This is a genomic window from Nocardia miyunensis NBRC 108239 (genome assembly GCF_001613065.1).
Lineage (GTDB): Bacteria > Actinomycetota > Actinomycetes > Mycobacteriales > Mycobacteriaceae > Nocardia > Nocardia miyunensis.
The window spans coordinates 53584-74055 of sequence record NZ_BDBQ01000085.1; the positions used below are offsets into that span (position 1 = coordinate 53584).

Sequence of the window (20472 nt, forward strand, 5' to 3'; positions counted from 1 at the left end):
CGGATGGCGTCCGATGTCGTATTCCTGATATGAGTGCCGTGAGTTCTATCGACGGTGGGCTGCGGGGGCCGCGGCCGATGATGTTGCATGCGCTGGCCGCGGGGGTCGATTTCGAGCGGTATTTCCGGTGGCGGCGGGAGCGGGACGGGGATCCGTTCGTGGTGCGGTTCCCCGGATTCGGGGGCGCGGTGTTCACCGGGACGTCCGCGGGGGCCGGGGAGATCTTTCGAGCGCCGGTGGAGTTGCTGACGCCGCCGCTGCCCAATCCGATCGAGCCGCTGGTCGGGGCGGCGTCGCTGATCCTGGCTCGTGACGAGCGGCATCGGCGGGGACGCGCGCTGTTGACACCGGCCTTCCATCGGTCGCGTATTGCCCACTACGCCAACGTTGTTCGTGATTCCACACACGACGAGCTGAATGGATTCGGGGCGGGACCGGCGTGGCTGTCCGGTACCCGGGTGGATGCGCGGATCGCGGCGCGGGCGATCACGCTGCGGGTGATTCTGGAGGTGCTCTTCGGGACCGGAAGTGGTTCTCGCCGTGTGGAATACACCGCCGCGGTGGTGCGATTCCTGAATGCGTTCAGCGGGCCGCTGATGTTGCTTCCGGCCTTGCGGCACAGCGCGTTCGGATATGCGCCCTGGGATCGGTTCCTGGTCGCACGCGATCGGCTGGACGAGCTGATCGACGCCGAGATCGCCGCGCGCCGCACGGCGGGCGCGGACGCCCGGGACAACGACGTGCTGTCCATGCTGCTCGCGACGCGCTATGCGGACGGGTCCGCGATCGACGACGCCGACCTGCGCGATCAGCTGCGCACCCTGCTGGTCGCCGGGCACGAGACGACCGCGACGAGTCTGGTCTGGGCGCTGTATCGCCTGCACCGGCATCCCGAGACGCTGGCCCGGCTGCGCACCGAACTGGCCGATGCCGGCCCGGACACCGATCCCCTCGAACTGTCCCGGCTGCCGTATCTGGACGCGGTGTGCCAGGAGACGTTGCGTCTGCATCCGCCCGTGCCGATCGTGTTGCGGCGGTTGACCGGACCGTTCGCACTGCGCGGCGTCGCGATGGACGCCGGGGACACCATGGGCGTCGCGGTGCCGTTGCTGCATTCGGATCCGCGGGTGTGGCCGGATGCCGCGCGATTCCGCCCGGAACGTTTCCTGGACCGCCGCTACGGCCCCGCCGAATTCGCCCCGTACGGCGGCGGACACCGCCGCTGCGTGGGATCCACGCTCGCGGACTTCGAATTGCGCATCGTGCTCGCGACACTGCTCATGCGGACCGAATTGGCACTTACGCGCCACTATTCGCGGGGACGGATCCCACTGTCCGTACCGCACAACATCGCAACCGGACCGCGCGCCGGGATTACCTTCAATGTGGTGTCCCACCAAGGACATTCAGGTGATTCGTATCACAATGCGATGTGAGGTGGCATCGCTTCGCTTGTTGCTGGGTACTTCGTTGGGCCGGTCCCGCGACCCCCGCGAACGGCGATTACGCCGCGAACCAGACCTTTTCACCATATCGGTGACACATCACACTGCGCTCGGAACGGGTCCATAACCACGAATCAGCGATTGGCCGAAGCCGTTCGGAAATGTAGTAATGAATGCCGGGCCGGGGACGACACACATCTCGTTGTGCTTCGTGAGCGAGATCTTCCGCGCATCTTCGCGCGTGAGTAGAGGACTGAGAGGACGTACGGCTTTGCGCACCACCACCTGTCGGAAACCCGCGCGGGACAAGGCAACACGGGGCACGCGGATCGGCGTCCTAGCCCTGGCGATCAGCGCCGCCGGAGCGCTCGCCGTGGCGCCCGCCGCCGCCGCGCCGCTGTGGCCCGGCGGACCCGATGTGCCGGGCGCGCCCGCCCTGTTGCAGAACCCGCAGCCCGAACCGGGTGCGGCGCCCACGGAGAACCCGCCTGCGCTGCCCAAGGCCAACTTCGCATCGCCCAGCCTGAGTCCCGGTGACGGCGACGTGGTCGGCGTGGCCGAGCCGATCTTCGTCAACTTCAAGGCGCCGGTCACCGATCACGCCGCGGCGGAGAAGGCCATCCGGATCACCTCCTCGACGCCGGTGAAGGGCCACTTCTACTGGTACGGCAACAAGCAGGTGCGCTGGCGGCCGGAGAACTTCTGGCCCGCCCACGACAGCATCACCGTCCAGGCCGGTGGCACCAGCGTCGCGTACAAGACCGGCGACGAGGTGATCACCACCGCCGACGACGCCACCCACCAGATCACCATCACCAAGAACGGCAAGGTCATCAAGACCATGGCGACCTCGATGGGCAAGAAGGGCCACGAGACGCCCAACGGCACCTACTACGTGGGCGAGAAGAACCGCAAGATGATCATGGACTCGGCCACTTTCGGCGTGCCGAGCACCTCGCCCGAGGGCTACAAGCTCGAGGTCGAATACGCCACCCGGCTGGCCGGCAACGGCATCTTCCTGCACGCCGCCCCCTGGTCGGTGGCCCAGCAGGGCAACTCCGACGCCAGCCACGGCTGCCTGAACGTCAGCACCGCCGACGCCGCGTGGTTCTTCGACAACGCCCAGAAGGGTGATCCGGTCGTCGTGAAGAACTCCACCGGCGCCGCCAGCCACAGCGACGGCATGGGCGACTGGAATTGATGTAGCGACAACACACCGAATGTGTGGCCTCGGACGATGTCCGGGGCCACATTTCGTTCCGCAGAGTTGCTCCTGATGTTCATCGTCGATTTGCTGCTCGAGGAGGGTGTGCGCCTTTACGATTCGGCGCATGTCCGTTTTGCCCAAGGGGGAGGCCGCCGACGCTGAGCCTGTACGGCGAGGCACCGGCGGGATCGGCCGAGTGCTCGCAGGCAGACGTCGTGGCGGCGCGGTGCGGGCCAGGCCCGAGCGCGTATTGCCGCGGGCCCGGGGGCGGGGGTTGCGGGGGCGGCCGTGGGGTGACTACGGGCTGTTCCTGGTTCTGGTGGTGCCGAATCTGGTGCTGCTGGGGGTGTTCGTCTATCGGCCGCTGATCGATGACATCCGGTTGTCGTTCACCGACTGGAATCTGGCCGATCCGCTGGCGCACTACATCGGGTTCGAGAACTACCGGGAGTGGTGGGGCCGCGGCGATTCCTGGCAGATCGTGGGCAATACGGTGATCTTCACCGTCGCCGCGGTGGCCGGAAGTATGTTGCTGGGCTTGGCGCTGGCCCTATTGCTGGATCGGAAACTGTTCGGGCGCAACGTGGTTCGCTCGGTGATCTTCGCACCGTTCGTGATCTCCGGCGCGGCCATCGGGGTGGCGTTCCAATTCATCTTCGATCCCAGCTTCGGCCTGATCCAGGACGTGCTGCACCGGCTCGGCGTGACGAATGTGCCGGACTTCTATCAGAATTCGCACTGGGCGCTGTTCATGGTGACGGCGACCTACATCTGGAAGAACCTGGGCTACAGCTTCGTCATCTATCTTGCGGCGCTACAGGGGACCAGGGCGGATCTGATGGAGGCCGCCCGGATCGACGGCGCGGGCCCGTGGACCCGATTCACCCGAATCCTGTTGCCGCAGTTGCGCCCGACGACGTTCTTCCTGTCGATCACGGTCATGCTCAACTCGCTGCAGGTGTTCGACATCATCAACGTGATGACCCGCGGCGGGCCGCTGGGCACCGGCACCACGACCATGGTCTACCAGGTCTACCTGGAATCCTTCCGCAACTTCCGGGCCGGGTACGGCGCGACGGTCGCCACCATCATGTTCGTGGTGCTGCTGATCATCACGCTGGTGCAGGTCCGCGTCATGGATCGGGGAGAGGCGTGAACGCCACGTACCAGCGCCGCAAACTGGCGGCCACGCTGCTGGGCTACGCCGCCATGGTGTGCGTGCTGATCATCGTCGGGGTGCCGCTGTTCTGGATCCTGATTACTTCGTTCAAGGCGCGCCCGGACATCTACACCGCGCCCGCGGTGTACTGGCCGCACAGCTGGCATCCGGAGAACTACCGCGAGGCGACGACCACGCTGCCGTTCTGGCAGTTCCTGCGCAATTCGCTGATCATCACCGCGATCATCTCGGCGGTGAAGTTCGCGCTCGGCATCATCAGCGCGTACGGGCTGGTGTTCCTGCGGTTCCCGGGCAAGAATCTGGTGTTCCTGGTGATCATCGCCGCGCTGATGGTGCCGAATCAGATCACGGTCATCTCCAACTACGCGATCATCGCCGAGATCGGCTGGCGGAATACCTTCCAGGGCATCATCATTCCGCTCTGCGGCGTCGCGTTCGGCACCTTCCTGATGCGCAACCACTTCCTGTCGCTGCCCACCGAGGTGATCGAGGCCGCGCGAATGGACGGCGCGGGCTGGTGGTCGCTGCTGACCCGGGTGGTGCTGCCGATGTCGGGGCCGACCATGGTCGCCTTCGCGGTGGTTACGCTGGTCAACGAGTGGAACGAATACCTGTGGCCGTTCCTGATGGCCGACGATTCGCGAGTGGCCACCCTGCCGGTCGGCCTGACGCTGCTGCAGAACACCGAGAATCCCAGCGTCACCAACTGGGGTCCGGTGATGGCCGGGACCCTGCTGACCATGGTGCCGATCCTGCTGGTGTTCCTCGTCCTGCAACGGCACATGATCAAGGGCCTGACCTCCGGTGCCATCAAAGGCTGAGCGCGAGTGTGCCTCGGCGAGAAGGAGACTGCCGTGTCCGATGCTGTAACCCGTAGCGCCGCCGGAGCGCGCGCAGCGTTGTCCCGGCGCGGATTCCTGGGCCTGTCCGTCGCGGCGGCCGGGGCGGGCGCCGCGGCCTGCGCCGGGATGGGCGGCGGCGGAGTACAGGGCGGCGATCCGAACAACATCACGTTCTGGTCGAACCATCCGGGCACGTCCAAGCGCCGGGAACTGGCCATGATCGATGCCTTCCAGGCGGCGCATCCGGGGCTGCGGGTCACCCTGGTCGATGCGGGCAAGAACTACGAAGAGGTGTCGACGAAATTCAACGCGGCGCTGATCGGCGGCCAGCTGCCCGATATCGTCGTGCTGTCCGACGTGTGGTGGTTCAATTTCGCGATCAACAAGGCGATCACGCCGCTGGATCAGTATTTCGGCGATGCCGGTGTGCGGCTGGACGATTACGTGGACACCTTCGTCAACGACTATCAGTTCCAGGGCAAGCACTACGCGCTGCCGTACGCCCGATCGACGCAGATCTTCTGCTACAACCAGGACGTCTGGGCCAAAGCCGGTCTGCCGCAACGGGGTCCGCAGTCGTGGGCGGAATTCGACGAGTGGGGCCCGAAGATCCAGAGCCTGCTGGGCCCGAACCGGTGGGCGCACGGATGGTACAACGCGACCAACAACCTGTCCTGGACGTTCCAAGGTCCGATGTGGACCTTCGGCGGCGCGTACTCCGACGGCTGGACGCTGAAATTCACCGACCCGGCCACGATCGCCGCGGGAAATGCCCTGCGCGAGATGGTCAATGTCAAGCGGTACGCCAGCATTCGCCCGCAGGCGGCCACCGATTTCGGCACCGGGGTCATCGCGTCGGCGATCACCTCCACCGGGGACCTGGCGGGTATCAACGCCAATGCCAAGGGCAAACTGTCGTTCGCGACGGACTTCCTGCCGCATCCCGGTGGCCCCGGCTGCACCACCGGCGGCGCCGGACTGGCGATTCCCGAGCGTATTTCCGATGAGCGAAAAGTGAACGCGCTCAGGTTCATCGAATTCATCACCGATGCCACCAACACGGCCACGTTCGCACAGTCCACCGGATATATCCCGGTGCGCAAGTCGGCGCGGCAGGATCCGTCCGAGGTGGCGTTCCTGGCCGAGAACCCGAATTTCCGGACCGCGCTGAATCAGCTGCCGCTGACGAAATCCCAGGACTACGGCCGGGTTTTCCTACCTGGCGCGGATCAGATCATCGGCACCGGACTCGAGCAGATCGGGCTGCGGAATCAAGATGTGTACTCGGTCATGTCGAGTGTGCAGAATCAGATGCACGGGATCTACACCCGGCAGGTCGCACCCAAACTGCCGAAATGATCACCAGATGCGCACGCGCTCTTCGGGTTCCAGGTACAGCGCGTCGCCGGGACGCACATCGAACGACTCGTAGAAGTCGTCGATGTTGCGGACCACCGCATTGCAGCGGAATTCGTTGGGTGCGTGCGGATCCGCGGTGAGCCGGCGGATGGCCTCCTCGGGACGCACCTTCGCACAACGCATCCGGGCCCAGCCCATGAAGAACCGCTGCGCGCCGGTGAATCCGTCGATGGTCGGGGATTGCTCCTCGGCCAGGGAGATCCGGTACGCCTTCATCGCGATCGACAGGCCGCCGAGGTCGCCGATGTTCTCACCGATCGTGAACTCACCGTTGACGGTGTGTTCCCCGGGCAGATCCCGGGGTGAGAGCACCGCGTACTGATCGATCAGAGCCTTTGTCCGCCGGTGGAATTCGGCGCGATCCTCGGCGGTCCACCAGTCGACCATATTGCCGTCGCCGTCGTGGGTGCTGCCCTGATCGTCGAAGGCGTGCCCGATCTCGTGGCCGATCACCGCGCCGATCGCGCCGTAGTTCACCGCGTCGTCGGCGGCCGGATCGAAATAGGGCGGGCGCAGATAGCCCGCGGGGAAGGTGATCGCGTTCATGCCGCGGTGATAGAAGGCGTTGACGGTCTGCGGCGGCGTCTGCCATTCGGCGCGATCGACCGGACGCTCGAGCCGGCGCAGCTGGTAGTCGTGTGCCGCGGCGTATCCGCGCCGATAGTTGCCCACCAGATCGTTCGGATCGATGTGCACGTCGGAGTAGTCGCGCCAGGTGTCCGGATAGCCGATCTTCGCAACGATCTTGTCGAGTTTCGCCGCGGCCGCGATCTTGGTGTCCGGACCCATCCAGGGCAGGTCGGCGATACTGCGGCGGTACGCCTCACGCAGGTGAGTCACCATCTCGACCATCTTCGCGCGGGCCTCGGGCGGGAAATGCTCGGCGATGAAGATCTTTCCGACCGCGTCGCCCAGCAGTTCCTGGACCAGTGCCACACCGCGCTTCCAGCGATCCCGGATCTGCCGGGCTCCGGTCAGCGTGCGGCCGTAGAACTCGAAATGTGCCTGCGCCAGATCGTCGGTGAGATACGGTGCGCGCCTGCGGATCACCTGCCACAGCGCCCATGCCTGCCAGTCGGCGAGGGCGGCATCGGCCCACAGCCGGGCGAAGGTGCTCAGGTAGTCCGGCTGCCGCACCACTACCTCGGCGTGCACCTCGGGTCCCGGCCGGCCGACACCCTCGGTGAGGGCGGAAGTCCAGCTCGCCCAGTCGAATTCCGGGGCCTGCGCGGTGAGCTCGTCGAATGTGCGCAGGTTGTAGGAGGATTCGGCGTCGCGGCGGCGCACCACGTCCCAATGTCCGGCGGCCAGGGCGCGTTCCAGCTCGAATACGCGCTGCCCGATGCCGCTCAGGTTCTCCGGCAGCGACTCCCGCAATGCCGGGTCGGCGGCGATCAGGGCGAACATCGCGTCGACATGCTCGGCATAGGCCGTGCGGATCTCGGCGAATCCTGCTTTGCGGTAATAGGATTCATCGGGCAGGCCCAGGCCCGACTGGGTCAGGTGGACCAGATTCCGGCGCGCGTCGTGGCTGTCGCTGCTCACGAAGATCTCGACCGCACCACCCACGCCGGTACGCTGCAATCGGCCCAGCAGGGCCGCGAACTCCGTCCGATCGGTGATCGCGGTGATGGCGGCCAGTTCCCCGGCGATCGGCCGGAGCCCGGCGTCGGCCACCGCGTCCAGATCCATGAAACTCGAGTACAGTTCGGCGATCCGGCGCACCTCCTCGCCCGCCGACTCCGGTGCGGCGACCGCGGCCATGATGATCGCCTGCACATCCAGTTCGGCCTGGTCACGCAGATCGGAGACCGAGCCCGAATGCACACGGTCCGCGGGGATCTCACAGGTACGCAGCCAGGCGCCGTTCACGTAGCCGTACAGATCGTCCTGCGGCCGTACGGATTCGTCGATGTGGGAGAAATCGATACCTGAAACACGATTCGGCACAACAGTCACCTCAACCAGTATGCCGTGACCGCGCCGCCGACTCGGGCGAATCGGACCGCCCGCCCGAAACCGCAGACCACCACCTCGTTCGCAGCACACTCGCGCACGCCGCACTCGATCACGTTGGACGGGCGAGTCGGACAGGTCGAGCGGCTCTCCGGGAACATCCGCTCGGACATTCCCGGGCGGCGGCGCTGACGCCTACCAGATCCGAACGCGCTCAGCGGGTTCCAAGTACAGGGCATCGCCCGGCTTCAGGTCGAACACCTCGTGGAAGGTGTCCAGATTGCGGACCACGCCGTTGCAGCGGAACTCCGCCGGGGAATGCGGATCGATGGCCAGGCGGCGGATGGCCTCCTCGTCGCGCGCCTTGGTGCGCCAGACCTGCGCCCAGCCGAAGAACACCCGCTGCAGACCGGTGAGCCCATCGATGACCGGGGCCTGCTCCTCGCCGAGCGCGATGCGGTAGGCCACCAGGGCGATCGAGAGGCCGCCGAGGTCGCCGATGTTCTCGCCGATGGTGAACTCGCCGTTGACCTTGTGGTTCTCCGCCAATCCCTTGGGGGTGAACTCGTTGTACTGGTCGATCAGGGCCCGGGTGCGCTTGCCGAATTCGGTGCGGTCCGCATCGGTCCACCAGTCGACCATATTGCCGTCGCCGTCGAATTTGCTGCCCTGATCGTCGAAGCCGTGGCCGATCTCGTGACCGATCACCGCCCCGATACCGCCGTAGTTGGCCGCGTCGTCGGCGTTCATATCGAAGAACGGCGGCTGCAGGATCGCGGCGGGGAAGACGATCTCGTTCATGCCCGGGTTGTAGTAGGCGTTGACCGTCTGCGGGGTCATGAACCACTCGTCGCGATCGACCGGGCCGCCGAGTTTGTTCAGGTCGCGGTCGTGATCGGCGGCGTAGCCGCGACGGTAGTTGCCGACCAGGTCGGCCGGGTCGACGACCACGGCGGAGTAGTCCCGCCAGCGGTCCGGATAGCCGATCTTCGGGGTGAACTTGTCCAGTTTGGCCAGCGCGGCCTTGCGGGTGTCGGCGCCCATCCACTCCAGCTCGGCGATGTTGCGGCGGTACGCCTCCTGCAGATTCGCCACCAGCACCTGCATGCGCGCCTTGGCCTCGGGCGGGAAGTGCTCGGCCACATACAGTTTGCCGACCACCTCACCGAGCAGATCCTCGACCAGCGAGACGCCGCGCTTCCAGCGTTCGCGGTTCTCCTGGGTGCCGGTCAGCGTGCGGCCGTTGAAGTCGAACGACTCCTCGACGATCGCGGCGGTGAGATACGGTGCGCGCCCGCGCAATACCCGCCAGCTCGCCCACGCCTGCCAGTCGGCCAGCGATTCCGACGCCCACAGGCGGGCGAAGGTGCGCACGTAATCGGGCTGGCGCACCACGACCTCGGCGAACAGTTCCGGGCCGGAGGCGGCGACGCCCTCGGCGAGCGCGGATGTCCAGGCTGCCCAGTCGAATTCCGGATTCTCCGCGGCCAGGTCGGCGAAAGTGGTGAGGTTGTAACTCAATTCGGCGTCGCGGCGGCGGACCACATCCCAATGTCCCGCGGCCAGCTTGGTTTCCAAGTCGAAGACTCGCTGCGCGTCGAAGTCGAGCCCGGCCAGGGCGAACATCCGGCCGATGTGGGCGACGTACTTCGTGCGGATCTCGGCGTAGTCGTCGCTGCGGTAGTACGACTCGTCGGGCAGGCCGATCCCGGACTGGGTCGCGTGCACCAGATAACGCTGCGAGTTCTTGTCATCGGTGTCGACGTAGAACCCGAGCGCCCCGCCGACGCCGACGCGCGCCAGCCTGCCCAGCAGGGCGGCGAATTCGCCACGATCGATGACCGCGGCCACCGCGTCGAGTTCCGCGGCGATCGGGGTCAGCCCGGCGGCCTCGACCGCGGCCTCGTCCATGAAGCTGGTGTAGAGGTCGCCGATCTTGCGCTCATCGCTTCCGGACGCGGCGGCCGAGGCCGCCGCGGTCTGGATGATCTTCTGCACATCCCGCTCGGCCTGGTCGTAGAGGGTGCGGAAGGCGCCGTCGACCGCGCGGTCCGCCGGAATCTCGTACGTCTCCAGCCACTGCCCGTTGACGTGCGTGAACAGGTCGTCCTGCACGCGCACGGCGTCGTTGCGATAGGTCAGATCCAGGCCGGAGGAACTCGTCAGATCAGCAGTCACGCTGTCCAGTATGCCGATGCGCGCCGAGTGTCGCCGGAACCGTCGGCCTCGGCCGCTCAGCGGGCCCGGGTGGGGGTGTTCTGCAGGCTCGAGCGGAACTGATCGGCGCACTGCTGCAACTTCGCCTTGTCACCGTTCGCCTGCTTGGTGCAGTCCATGTAGGTGCGACCGCCGTGATCGGCGACCCACAGGCCCTCCACGACGCCGATCGCGATCCCGGCGACCAGGCCGAGTGTGGCCAGGGACAGGCCGAACCACGCCATGACCCCGCCCCCGGCGGTGCCCCGGCGAGCCTTGACCACCGCGATGATGCCGAAAATCAGACCGAGGAGTCCGAACAGCACACCGCCCAGCACCGTCGGACAACTCAGCAGCGCCAGAATGCCCAGTACCAGCGAGGTGATCGCCAGACCCCGGCCCTGTCCCTGCGGTCGGTACGGCTCACCGGGCGGAGCCGGATAATCGCTCGGAGGCGGCGGGGGATAGCCGCCGCCGGGGTAGCGAGCGGGATCCGAACCCGACGATGCCGACGGGTACTGACCGGGTGGGGGATACTCCGTCATGACTGTCTGTCCTCTCGTTCCGCGGCCGACGACCACGGCCGAACCGCCCGCGACGACATTTCCCGAAGAGGTTATTGCCCGCCGAGGCGCGCGTGCATCTCCCACACGAGGATCTCCGCGGGCCGATTCGCGGTGATGCGCTGGCCGCCGCTGCGGGTCATGCGCACCGCGTCACCCGCGTAGAGGGTTCCGGTACCGGCCATGTCGACCTCGCCGTGCGCGATGAACAGATGCAGGTAGGGAGCCTCGGGCAGATCCACTGTCGTCGGCTGACCGGGCAGTCCGAGCCGCGCGACGTGCAGGGCCGAATGGCTGCTGTTGATCTTGATCGCGGTGCGATCGCGATAACGCGGCAGTCCGGAGGCCACCGTCACCAGACCACCCGCGTCCAGTTCGGTATCGATCTCGAGTTGCTGATAGCCCGGCTCGAGATTCGGTTCGTCGGGCACCACCCACATCTGCACGAAATGCACCGGTTCGGTGTGCTCGGCCGTTCCGCCCTGGTCGGGGGGCAGATGCCAGGAATCGTTCTTCTCCGAGTGCAGTATCCCGGTGCCCGCGCTCATCCGCTGGGCCAGACCGGGATAGATGATGCCGCTGTGCCCGAGCGAATCCTGGTGCACCAGGGAACCGCTGAGCACCCAGGTCACGATCTCCATATCCCGATGCGGATGGGTTTCGAAACCCTCGCCGGGGCGCACCACGTCCTCGTTGTTGACCAGCAACAGGCCGTGATGGGTGTTGTCCGGGTCGTAATGCTGGCCGAAGGAGAACGAATGCTTCGAATCCAGCCATGCCACACGGGTTTTCATGCGGTCGCCGCCGCGATGGACATCGATGTGCGGGGTCGTGAGTGTGGACACCGGGGTCCTCCTCTCGGGCCGGGCGTCGAAAAGACAGTTCCAGCGTGCCACAACATTGCCCGCATCCGCCCGGTGGACGCGGCGACCACACCGCAGCGCACTCTATCAGCAATTATTCAGCAAATAGACTGCGGCCATCGTCCACCCGGGATATCGGCCGCGGTGTCGCGATCGGCTAACCTCGCGGGGTGGCCGACCCTCGCCCCGATGACGTTCCGGCCGCACCGGGTCGACCGGCCGCGCGGCGTGATCTGCTGCGCCTGCTCCGGCAGTCGGGCGCGGGGCTGCGGCGGCTGTCGGCGGTGCGTTTCGCGGGGCAGTTCGGGGACGGGATGTTCCAGGCCGCGCTCTCGGGGGCGATCCTGTTCAATCCGGAACGGCAGACCGATCCACCGGCCATCGCGGCGGGATTCGCGGTCCTGTTGCTGCCGTATTCGGTGATCGGGCCGTATGCCGGCGCCCTGCTGGACCGCTGGGATCGGCGGGCGGTGCTGTTCGTGGCGAATGTGTTGCGCGCCTTGCTGATCGGCGTGACGAGCGTGGGATTTGCGTTGGGTATCACCGATACGCCGCTGCTGCTGCTCGCCCTGGCGGTGGTGGGCGTGGGCCGATTCGTCATGGCGGGCGTCTCGGCGGCGCTGCCGCGGGTGCTCGAGCAGCGGTGGCTGGTCCCGATGAATTCGGTGCTGGCCACGGTGGCGTCCGGATGCGCGGCGGCCGGCGCCGCGGCGGCGGTGGCGATCATCGGGGCGATCGGAGCGGGCAACCCGGCCGGGGCGGTCGCGGTGGCGGCCAGCGCGTCGGGTTCGGTGATCGGCGCGGTGTGCGCGGCCCGGTTCGCGCCGCGCGCGCTGGGGCCCGGCGACGACGATCCGGCGACGGATCGGCCGGTGAGTTCGGTGCGGGCGATCCTGACCGGGCTGCGCACGGGCGCGCGAGCGGTGCGGGAATCCGCGCACTGCACGATCGCGATGATCGGCATCGGCGTGCACCGGATCGTGTTCGGCGCGGACACCCTGCTCATGGTCCTGGTCCTGCGACAATCGGCGAACGAGAACAGTTCGCTCAGCGCCGGGCTGGTCGGATTCGGGGTGGCGATCGCGGCCACCGCCGCCGGAATGCTGCTCGCCGCCGTCCTCGCACCCCTGGTGATTCCCCGGCTCGGGCGACCACGCACCGTCCTGGTGGGCCTGCTCACCGCATTGGTGGTGCAGTCGGCCCTGGTCACTCCCATCACAGTGACGCACGGCGCGAATACCGACGCCGCGCACCGGCTGCTGCTGGCCGGGGCGTTCCTGCTCGGCCTGGCCGGGCAGACGGTCAAACTCACCGGCGACGCCACCATGCAGATCGACATCGACGACTCCCGGCGCGGCCAGGTGTTCGCCCTGCAGGACACGGTATTCAACATCGCCTTCGTGCTCGCGCTGGCCGCGGCGGCGCTGGTCGTCCCGGCCGACGGACGTTCGATCGGGGTGGTGCTGGCCGGATCGGCCTGTTACGCAGTGGGAATCGCCGCGGTCGCGGTGATCATGGCCAGATCCGCTCGTCCCGGATCCCCGATTCGCTCGGATCGGTGACGCAGCGCGGGTTCCCGCCGAATCAGACTCGTTTCCACCTCCCAGGGCGATTCGATCGGCAGCGGGCGAATCCGGTCCGCTAGATTGGACGGGCTGTGCCTTGATCCACTTCTGCGAGTGACTCGCTGTGCGATGTCATCGTGGCACGGCCCGTACCCGGAACAGACCGAGAGAGGCCGTGGGGTTGCTGGCGAAATGCGCGCTGTTCGGCGTCCTGCTGACCGGTGCGATGGTAGTGCCGGCCCCGGCATGGGCCGCACCGCTGCCTTGGCAACCCGCGCCCGAGAATGCCTGCGGGGAAACGGGATTCGATCCCCGTGCACGCAAACCCGATCCGAATGCCGAACCCGGGCCGCTGCTGCCGCCCAACATCGACATCCCGGTTCCGGTACCGAAGATCACGCCGGTGCCGATCCCGGGGCCGCCGCCGAACAACACGCGGATCACTCCCGCGCCGCTGCCGATCGATCCGTGCCGCAATCCGTGTCCGGACGTTCGCGATACGCCGAAGCCCACGCCGCCCGCGACCAAGCCCGAACGGCCTGACCCGCACCCGAATTCCGGATCCGCCTCGGGATCGGGCACCGGGTCCGGAACCGGATCGGGGCAGTTCAACCTGCCGAACATCCGGATCAAGCCGGATATCGAGCCGATTCCGATTCCGGTGCCGGGCGGTCCGGCGCCCGCCCCGCAGAAACCGCCGCCGACCGTGGTGCATCCGGCCGAACCGGGCCCGGTCGCCGCGCCGCCCGCGCCGCGGACGGTGAGCTCGGTGGATCTGGTCGGTCAGGTCACCGGTCACGGCTCGGCCAACCGCACCGATATGCGCTGGCAGGTCGACGGCACCGATCTGGGCATCATGTGGCAGACCAAGCCCGGACAGATCGCGGTTCTGTTCGGCGACAGCTTCGGCAAGGGCTGGACCGGCGGCGGAGCGGGCGGAGACAACCAGGACTGGCGCAGTAATGTGCTGGGCTACAGCAGCAATCACGATCTGTCCCAGGGCCTGAAGATCGACACCATGGTCCAGGACAGCCGCTGCCACGCCGCGGAACTGCTGGACAGCCGCAAGATCGTGAACTTCGAGACCACCGTCATCCCGACCTCCGGATTCGCCCTGGGCAAGCGGCAGTACGTGAGCTACATGTCGGTGAACCACTGGAGCAAGATCCCGGGCATGTGGTGGACCAACGACGGCGGGCTGGCCTACTCCGACGACGACGGCATGACGTGGGTCAAGGATCAATACGCCAAGTGGAACAACATGTTCGGGGTGGACCGGTTCCAGGTCACGACGATGGTGCCGCACGGCGACTACGTGTACATGTTCGGCACGCCCAACGGGCGCATCGGCATCATCGGGCTGGCGCGCGTGCCGAAAGCCCAGGTGCTCAACAAATCCGCGTATCAGTACTGGGTGAACGGGACCTGGGCTCCGGCGCAGGAGAACCTGGCCACACCGCTGGTTCCGGGCATCGCGGGCGAATTGTCCGTGCGCTACGACGATTCCAGCCAGCAGTGGCAGATGGTCTACCTCGATTCACTGCGGCGCGCCATCGTATTGCGCACCGCGCGGGAACCGCAGGGCACCTGGACCGACGACCTCCCGCTCGTGGACACCGACGACTATCCCACGGCCTACGGCGGTTTCATCCATCCCTGGTCGACGGGCAAGGATCTGTACTTCACCATCTCGGCCTGGAACAGCTACAACGTGTACCTCATGCACGCGACGTTGAACCAGCCGCGGGCTCAGCACGGATAGACCTGCACCTCAACGGCTTTCACGGCGAAATAGACCTCCTCGCCCGGGGCGATGCGCAGTTCGGCGATCGCCGCGGGCGTCAGATCCGCCACCATCCCGGCGACACCGTCACCGTGATCCGCGGCGTGCACCCGGATCACGCCTCCGCGATCGGTGAGTTCGGCGACGCGGACGTGAAAGACGTTGCGCGGACTTCCCTCCGGATGTTCTCGATACACCGCGACGGCCGCGGGGGAGAATACCGCCGCCGCCCGCATGCCCGGCGTCCACGGTGACTCGCCGCGACCTCGGATCAGATCCGCGCCGCGGCGCACCACGCCGGTGCCCGAATCCTCCTTCGACGCAGGCGCTTCCGCGGTGCCGATCAGGAGATTGACGCCCGCGATGCGGGCGGCGAAGGCACTGCGCGGCCGGGAGAGCACCTCGGCGACCGGGCCCTGCTCCACGATGTGCCCGGACTCGACGACCACGACGCGATCGGCGAGCGTCAGGGCGTCGACGATGTCGTGCGTGACCAGGATCGCGCTGGGGGCAGGACCCGCACGGCGGGAGGACATCTCGGCATCGCGCAGGGCGCGTCGCAGCAGGCTGCGCATCGCGGGTGCGGCGGCCACGTCGAGTGCGGCCATCGGCTCGTCCAGCAGTACCATCCGGGGTTCCACGGCCAGCGCCCGCGCCAGCGCCACCCGTTGCGCCTGGCCACCGGACAACTCGCCGGGCCGCCGCCCGGCGAATTCGATCGCATCGACCGCCCGCAACCACTCCTGTGCCACCGCCGTGGCCGCGCGTGTGCGCATTCCGCGACTGCGCGGCCCGAACGCCACATTCGCCGCCGCCGTCAGATGCGGGAACAGCAGCGCGTCCTGCGCCAGCAAGGACACCTGCCGCCGGTGCGCCGGAATCGCGACCCCCGCACCGATATCGGTCAACACCCGCCCGCCCAACCGGACATATCCCGCATCCGGCCGGACAAGTCCCGCGACGATTTCCAGCACCGTCGATTTCCCCGCGCCGTTGGGCCCCAGCACCGCGAGCACTTCGCCCGGCGCCACCGCCAACTCCACGTCGACTCCCCGCCGGGCCAGCCGAACCGAAACCTCCAGCCCGGCAGCGTCGTTCACCGCGTCGACAGTCACCGCACACCGCCCCGCACATCGTTCATCGCGAATCCCGCTCGGTAATGCGACCGATCGAGGCACCACCGCCCCGGCGCCACCGGCCCGCCCGCAGCCCTCGAGACCGGCTCATGGCTCCGCACTCCCGGACGTCGCCACCCCGAGCAGCGCATCGGAATCCACAGCACCGCGCAGTTGTTCACCGACCGCGCCATCGTCCGCGGAGTTCCGACGCACAGCCCGTCAACCAGGGCGAATCCGGCCTTCGGCACATCTACCTTCACCACGCGCCGCCCTGATCTCCGGACAGCGCCGCCCAGCCGGAACCGTCGGCTCCCGACGCCACCGCTCGTCGCTGTCGGTCGTCGTGTCCTCGTCCGCCGCTCGACGGAGCGAATCGAATCCTGGAGCACGGCAAAGTCGTTCATCGCGAATCGCCCTCCGTTGCCGGCGTGGTCGAGGCGCGGCCGCCCCAGCGCCACAGGCCCGCTGCCCATTCGCGGCCTTCCGAGACGCCGACGCGGCGATAGGCGACCAGGACGATGAGGATCGCCATCACCACCAGCAGCAGTGAAAGCGCCACGGCGGCGCCGGGATCGTTCTCGCGCTGGAGGTAGATCTCCAGGGGGAGGGTGCGGGTGCGGCCCTGCAGGCTACCCGCGAAGGTGAGGGTCGCGCCGAATTCGCCCAGCGCACGGGCGAATGCGAGCACCGAACCGGAGATCAGCGCGGGACGCAGCAACGGCAGCGTGATTCGCCACCACACCGTCGTCGGCGCGGCCCCGAGCGTGGCCGCGATCCGCTCGTAACGCTCACCGGAGGTGCGCATCGCCCCCTCCAACGTGATCACCAGGAACGGCAATGCCACGAAGGACTGCGCCAGCACCACGGCCGTTGTGCTGAAGGCGATCTCGACGCCCATCGCCTCGAGCTGCCTGCCCAGCAGTCCGTACCGCCCGAACAGGTACAGCAGCGACAGGCCACCCACCACCGGCGGTAACACCAAGGGCAGCAACACCAGCGCCCGCAACACCGGCAGAATTCGCCACCGCACCCGGGCCAGCAGCACCGCCATCGGCACCCCCAGCACGACACACACCACGGTGCTGGCCAGCGCCGTCTTCAGACTGAGCCACAACGCGTCCCGAGAAGCCTGCGAGGTCACCAACTCCCCGAAGTGCGGCCACTCCACCGCCCCGGTCAACGCCACAAGCGGCCCGATGACCAACGCGAAACCGACCAACGCGGGCAGCAACAACCACCCTGGCACCGCGGGCCCCGGCCCCCGCACCACCGCCCGCAACCCACGTTTCAACGGCCCCGCGACACGCTGCCGCCCACCATCCGCACCGGTGCCCGCCGCAACCGGCGCCGCGCCCTTCACACGGCCGTTCCCGGTCACGTCGGCACCACCGGCCCGGATCCCGAATCACGCCACCCGACAGCCGGTCCGCGCACCGCCGTGCACGAAGCACCCCGGTCCACATCCGGTCCGCCCACGCTCGCAGGTATCGGCCCCGCGACGCTCTGCACACCGTCGGCATTCGCACCCGCGGCAATCGGCTCTGCGGCATCTTCCCTGATCACGCCAGTTCCACTCAGATCCCGAATCACGCCGGACGATGCCGTGCGCAACTTCGACGCCGCACGGCCCACGCTCGGTCCGTCCGGGCGCGCGATCCTCGGCCTCACGACACCCACCCAACCGTCCCGGTCACATCGGACTCGTCCGGACGAGTCTCGGACCATGCAACACGCCACCCGGCCGACGCGCGATCGACCCCACAATGCGATGGCGCCGCCGTTCGCGGCGTCTGTCGCCGTCCTACCTGGCCACGGTGATGCCGGCCCGCGCCACGGACGGGCTGGATGGCGTCCGTCCGCGCCCGCACCTGCTTCTCGACGAGGCGAACCACGATCCGCCATGCGGTATCCGCCGAACCACCCCGGGACCTGGCCGTAGCGTCCGCACATGACCCGGGCCACACGCGATCAACCTCGCGCACGGGCTGTTTTACTGCTGCGAGCGGCCCCGCTGCTGCCCGCCGAGGTCGCCGCGACTCGCGGTATCCGGCCTTTGCGATCTGCGGCGGACCGCCGCTCATGCCGATACCGCACTCGGCTTCGCGACGACTCGACGCAAACGGTCGCGGAGCCGAGAGGTTCAGGGGGACAGCGTTGTTCGCCGGGCGGCTGGAGATCGGGTTATGTCCCGCCGTCGAATTACGCTGTCCGCCATCGGTCACGGCGCGCCGAATCCGGCCTTCGACAGGACCGCGCGGCCCTCGGGGCCGGTCACCAGTTCGTCGAACTGTTTTGCCAGGTCGGCGTGTTTCGAATCGGCAACCGCCGCAATGGGATAGGTGTTGACCGCGCCGGAGGATTCGGGGAAGGAGACGGCGGTGACCTTGTTGCCCGCGCCGGAGGCGTCGGTCACGTAGACCAGACCGGCGTCGGCGTCACCGGAGGTGACCTTGGCCAGCACGTCCGTGACGTCGGATTCCTCACTGACCGGGGACAGCGTGACGTGTGAGGAGGCCTCGACCTTCTTGGTCGCCGAACCGCAGGGCACCTGCGGCGCGCAGACCACCACCTTCAGGTCCGGCTCGGCCAGATCCGCCAGGCTCGCAACATGTCTCGGGTTGCCGGGCGGCGTGACGATGGTGAGCACGTTGGTCGCGAAATTACGCGGCGTCTCGGTGATTCGCTTGGTCTTGACCACCTTCTGCATATTCGCGGTATCCGCGGAGGCGAACACGTCCGCGGGCGCGCCCTGGTTGAGCTGTGCGGCCAGATCCGAGGAACCGGCGAAGGAGAAGCTCACCTTGGTATTCGGGTGTTCGGACTCGAACTTCTTGCCCAGATCCGCGAAGACCTGATTGAGCGAGGCCGCGGCGAAAACCGTCACCGTGGTCGTCGAACCGCCCGAGCTGCTGCTCGAGCCACAGCCCGCCAGCGCCGCGCCCAACGCCGCGGCCGTGATCACGACCCCCGCGCGACGGGCGTACCTCATGGCGTTTCGACCACCACCGTGGTCGCCTTCACGCTGGCCACCGCGACGCTGCCGGGCTCGAGCCCCAACCTCCGCACCGACTCGCTGCTCATCAGGGAAATCACCGTGAACGGCCCGCATTGCATCTCCACCTGTGCCATCACCCCGTCGATCACCACTTCGGTGACCAGTCCGGGAAACCGGTTGCGGGCCGAGCTGGCCCCGCCCAGCGTCACCTGCGGCGGCCGCGCCTGGGCGACCGCCCATGCCGCCAGATCCCTGCCGTCGATCACCAGGCGTCCGGACGCGTCCTTGTGCGCGTCGAGGACACCGGTATCGATCCACCGGCGCACGGTGTCGTCGCTGACACCGAGCAGTTCGGCGGCGTCACGAATCCGCAGGTCGGGCATCAGTGAAGAATAGTTCCGCAGATTCGGTGAAACAATGGCGGATCGTCCGAATCTGCGGATGAATTCGCGGCGAAGACGGTGGATGTGACCGAACAGGGACGCCGGATGTCACCGCCTGCCAGTACGCTCTTAGCAATCATGGCCACCTATTTCGATCCGAGATCCTGGTCGCCGTTGCGGGCCGTCGGACTCGGCAGGCGCCTGCTGGACCCAGGCTGGCTCGAACAATGGAGTTCGTTCACCACCGCCTGGCTCGATCCGGTCGCCGACCTGGGCGCGGGCGCGGTCACCGCACTGCTGCCCGATGTGCTGATGACGCTGCTCAGCGAGGGAATCCTGAGCCGATTCGGCGGTCAGGTGATCAGCGCGGCCCTGCTCGGCAGCGATATGACCGCCACCCTCGAATCGCTCGAGGCCCGCCGCCGCGGCTCGCACTTCGAGACCCGGGCCGTGCTGAACGGGCTGCGCTGGAATCGCCACCCGATCGAGCGGATGACCGTCGTCGCGCACGGCGTGCGGCTGATTCCGGGTGTGCCGACGAAGATGCGCAGTACCCATCTGGACATCACCGGCACCATCACCACCGCCGCACTGGTCGACTGGCTGAACACCTGGCGACTGGACTGGAAGCTGAGCGTGGACGCCGGCGGGCTGATCACCGCCCGGCACCGGCGGCTGCGGATCCGGGCGGTGGTGGACGCCTCGGTGACCAACGATCTGCTCACCGTGCGGGTCCGGCAGGCCGACTGGATGGGTGTGCGGATTCCGCGGCGAGCGTTCGCCGTGACCCCGATACCGCTGACCGACCTGCCGAAACAGATCTCCGTGCGTAGTGCGCAACGCGAGGGTGAGCTGGTCCGATTCCACGTGGACGTCCCCGAGATCACCGGATCCTTCGATCTGGCGCAGATGCGCTCGGCCATCGTCGCCGGTACGACGCTGATCATCTTCTGACCA

General features: G+C 67.5%; 16 protein-coding genes. 8 read left to right on the top strand and 8 right to left on the bottom strand.

Annotated elements, in window-relative coordinates; all coding sequences use genetic code 11:
- The first annotated feature begins 38 nt into the window (after positions 1-38).
- The 5 genes from NM2_RS34150 (at position 39) to NM2_RS34170 (ending at position 6033) form a co-directional block, all read left to right on the top strand.
- Positions 39-1436 carry a cytochrome P450 gene (locus NM2_RS34150; protein ID WP_369690350.1) on the top strand — a complete coding sequence of 466 codons (1398 nt, stop codon included), beginning with the start codon at positions 39-41 and terminating at the stop codon, positions 1434-1436.
- Positions 1437-1716: 280 nt separating this feature from the next.
- A complete protein-coding gene (locus NM2_RS34155; RefSeq protein WP_067677578.1) occupies positions 1717-2646 on the top strand; it encodes a L,D-transpeptidase in 930 nt (309 codons plus the stop codon).
- A gap of 232 nt (positions 2647-2878) precedes the next feature.
- On the top strand, positions 2879-3808 hold the full coding sequence (locus NM2_RS34160; RefSeq protein ID WP_067677580.1) for a carbohydrate ABC transporter permease: 930 nt from the start codon (positions 2879-2881) through the stop codon (positions 3806-3808).
- A 53-nt stretch (positions 3809-3861) separates the two neighbouring features.
- Positions 3862-4653 (top strand): carbohydrate ABC transporter permease, encoded by a 792-nt coding sequence (locus tag NM2_RS34165; protein ID WP_084531850.1) that lies wholly within the window; start codon positions 3862-3864, stop codon positions 4651-4653.
- A gap of 33 nt (positions 4654-4686) precedes the next feature.
- The gene (locus tag NM2_RS34170) at positions 4687-6033 is read left to right on the top strand and encodes an ABC transporter substrate-binding protein (protein ID WP_245718344.1); all 1347 of its coding nucleotides are present in this window, start codon (positions 4687-4689) and stop codon (positions 6031-6033) included.
- Here NM2_RS34170 and NM2_RS34175 read toward each other — a convergent pair whose 3' ends face one another.
- The 4 genes from NM2_RS34175 to NM2_RS34190 form a co-directional block, all read right to left on the bottom strand.
- Positions 6034-8052, bottom strand: coding sequence for a M13 family metallopeptidase (locus NM2_RS34175; RefSeq protein ID WP_067677587.1), 2019 nt, complete (start codon positions 8050-8052; stop codon positions 6034-6036). It lies immediately after the preceding gene.
- A 192-nt stretch (positions 8053-8244) separates the two neighbouring features.
- Complete coding sequence (locus NM2_RS34180) at positions 8245-10227, bottom strand: M13 family metallopeptidase (RefSeq protein ID WP_439956955.1); 1983 nt, start codon at positions 10225-10227, stop codon at positions 8245-8247.
- Positions 10228-10283: 56 nt separating this feature from the next.
- Entirely contained in the window at positions 10284-10790 is a 507-nt protein-coding gene (locus NM2_RS34185; RefSeq protein ID WP_067677590.1) for a DUF4190 domain-containing protein, read from the bottom strand.
- A 71-nt stretch (positions 10791-10861) separates the two neighbouring features.
- Entirely contained in the window at positions 10862-11653 is a 792-nt protein-coding gene (locus NM2_RS34190) for a pirin family protein (RefSeq protein WP_157121484.1), read from the bottom strand.
- Positions 11654-11841: 188 nt separating this feature from the next.
- Here NM2_RS34190 and NM2_RS34195 point away from each other — a divergent pair, with 188 nt between their 5' ends.
- Both NM2_RS34195 and NM2_RS34200 read left to right on the top strand, forming a co-directional pair.
- Positions 11842-13233 (top strand): MFS transporter, encoded by a 1392-nt coding sequence (locus NM2_RS34195; protein WP_067677592.1) that lies wholly within the window; start codon positions 11842-11844, stop codon positions 13231-13233.
- A gap of 229 nt (positions 13234-13462) precedes the next feature.
- Entirely contained in the window at positions 13463-14998 is a 1536-nt protein-coding gene (locus NM2_RS34200; protein ID WP_084531852.1) for a glycoside hydrolase family 183 protein, read from the top strand.
- On the opposite strand, the gene NM2_RS34205 is transcribed toward NM2_RS34200, so the two are convergent.
- From NM2_RS34205 to NM2_RS34225, 4 genes are all read right to left on the bottom strand, one after another.
- Positions 14986-16119, bottom strand: a complete 1134-nt coding sequence (locus tag NM2_RS34205) for a sulfate/molybdate ABC transporter ATP-binding protein (protein WP_067677654.1) — start codon at positions 16117-16119, stop codon at positions 14986-14988. The two genes, NM2_RS34200 and NM2_RS34205, sit on opposite strands and share 13 nt — an antisense overlap.
- A 418-nt stretch (positions 16120-16537) precedes the next feature.
- Complete coding sequence (locus NM2_RS34215; protein ID WP_439956956.1) at positions 16538-17416, bottom strand: ABC transporter permease; 879 nt, start codon at positions 17414-17416, stop codon at positions 16538-16540.
- A 939-nt stretch (positions 17417-18355) separates the two neighbouring features.
- A complete protein-coding gene (gene modA, locus NM2_RS34220) occupies positions 18356-19126 on the bottom strand; it encodes a molybdate ABC transporter substrate-binding protein (RefSeq protein ID WP_067677598.1) in 771 nt (256 codons plus the stop codon).
- Complete coding sequence (locus NM2_RS34225; RefSeq protein ID WP_067677601.1) at positions 19123-19515, bottom strand: TOBE domain-containing protein; 393 nt, start codon at positions 19513-19515, stop codon at positions 19123-19125. Before NM2_RS34225 ends, modA begins: the two co-directional genes overlap by 4 nt.
- A gap of 138 nt (positions 19516-19653) precedes the next feature.
- Here NM2_RS34225 and NM2_RS34230 point away from each other — a divergent pair, with 138 nt between their 5' ends.
- A complete protein-coding gene (locus NM2_RS34230) occupies positions 19654-20469 on the top strand; it encodes a hypothetical protein (protein WP_067677603.1) in 816 nt (271 codons plus the stop codon).
- Positions 20470-20472: the final 3 nt, after the last annotated feature.

What these genes read in the sequence shown, in the direction of transcription:
- NM2_RS34165 (WP_084531850.1), top strand. Translation starts at nt 3,862, where the DNA reads ATGGTGTGCGTGCTGATCATCGTCGGGGTGCCGCTGTTCTGGATCCTG.
- NM2_RS34185 (WP_067677590.1), bottom strand. Translation starts at nt 10,790, where the DNA reads ATGACGGAGTATCCCCCACCCGGTCAGTACCCGTCGGCATCGTCGGGT.
- NM2_RS34200 (WP_084531852.1), top strand. Translation starts at nt 13,463, where the DNA reads ATGGTAGTGCCGGCCCCGGCATGGGCCGCACCGCTGCCTTGGCAACCC.
- modA (WP_067677598.1), bottom strand. Translation starts at nt 19,126, where the DNA reads ATGAGGTACGCCCGTCGCGCGGGGGTCGTGATCACGGCCGCGGCGTTG.
- NM2_RS34225 (WP_067677601.1), bottom strand. Translation starts at nt 19,515, where the DNA reads ATGCCCGACCTGCGGATTCGTGACGCCGCCGAACTGCTCGGTGTCAGC.
- NM2_RS34230 (WP_067677603.1), top strand. Translation starts at nt 19,654, where the DNA reads ATGGCCACCTATTTCGATCCGAGATCCTGGTCGCCGTTGCGGGCCGTC.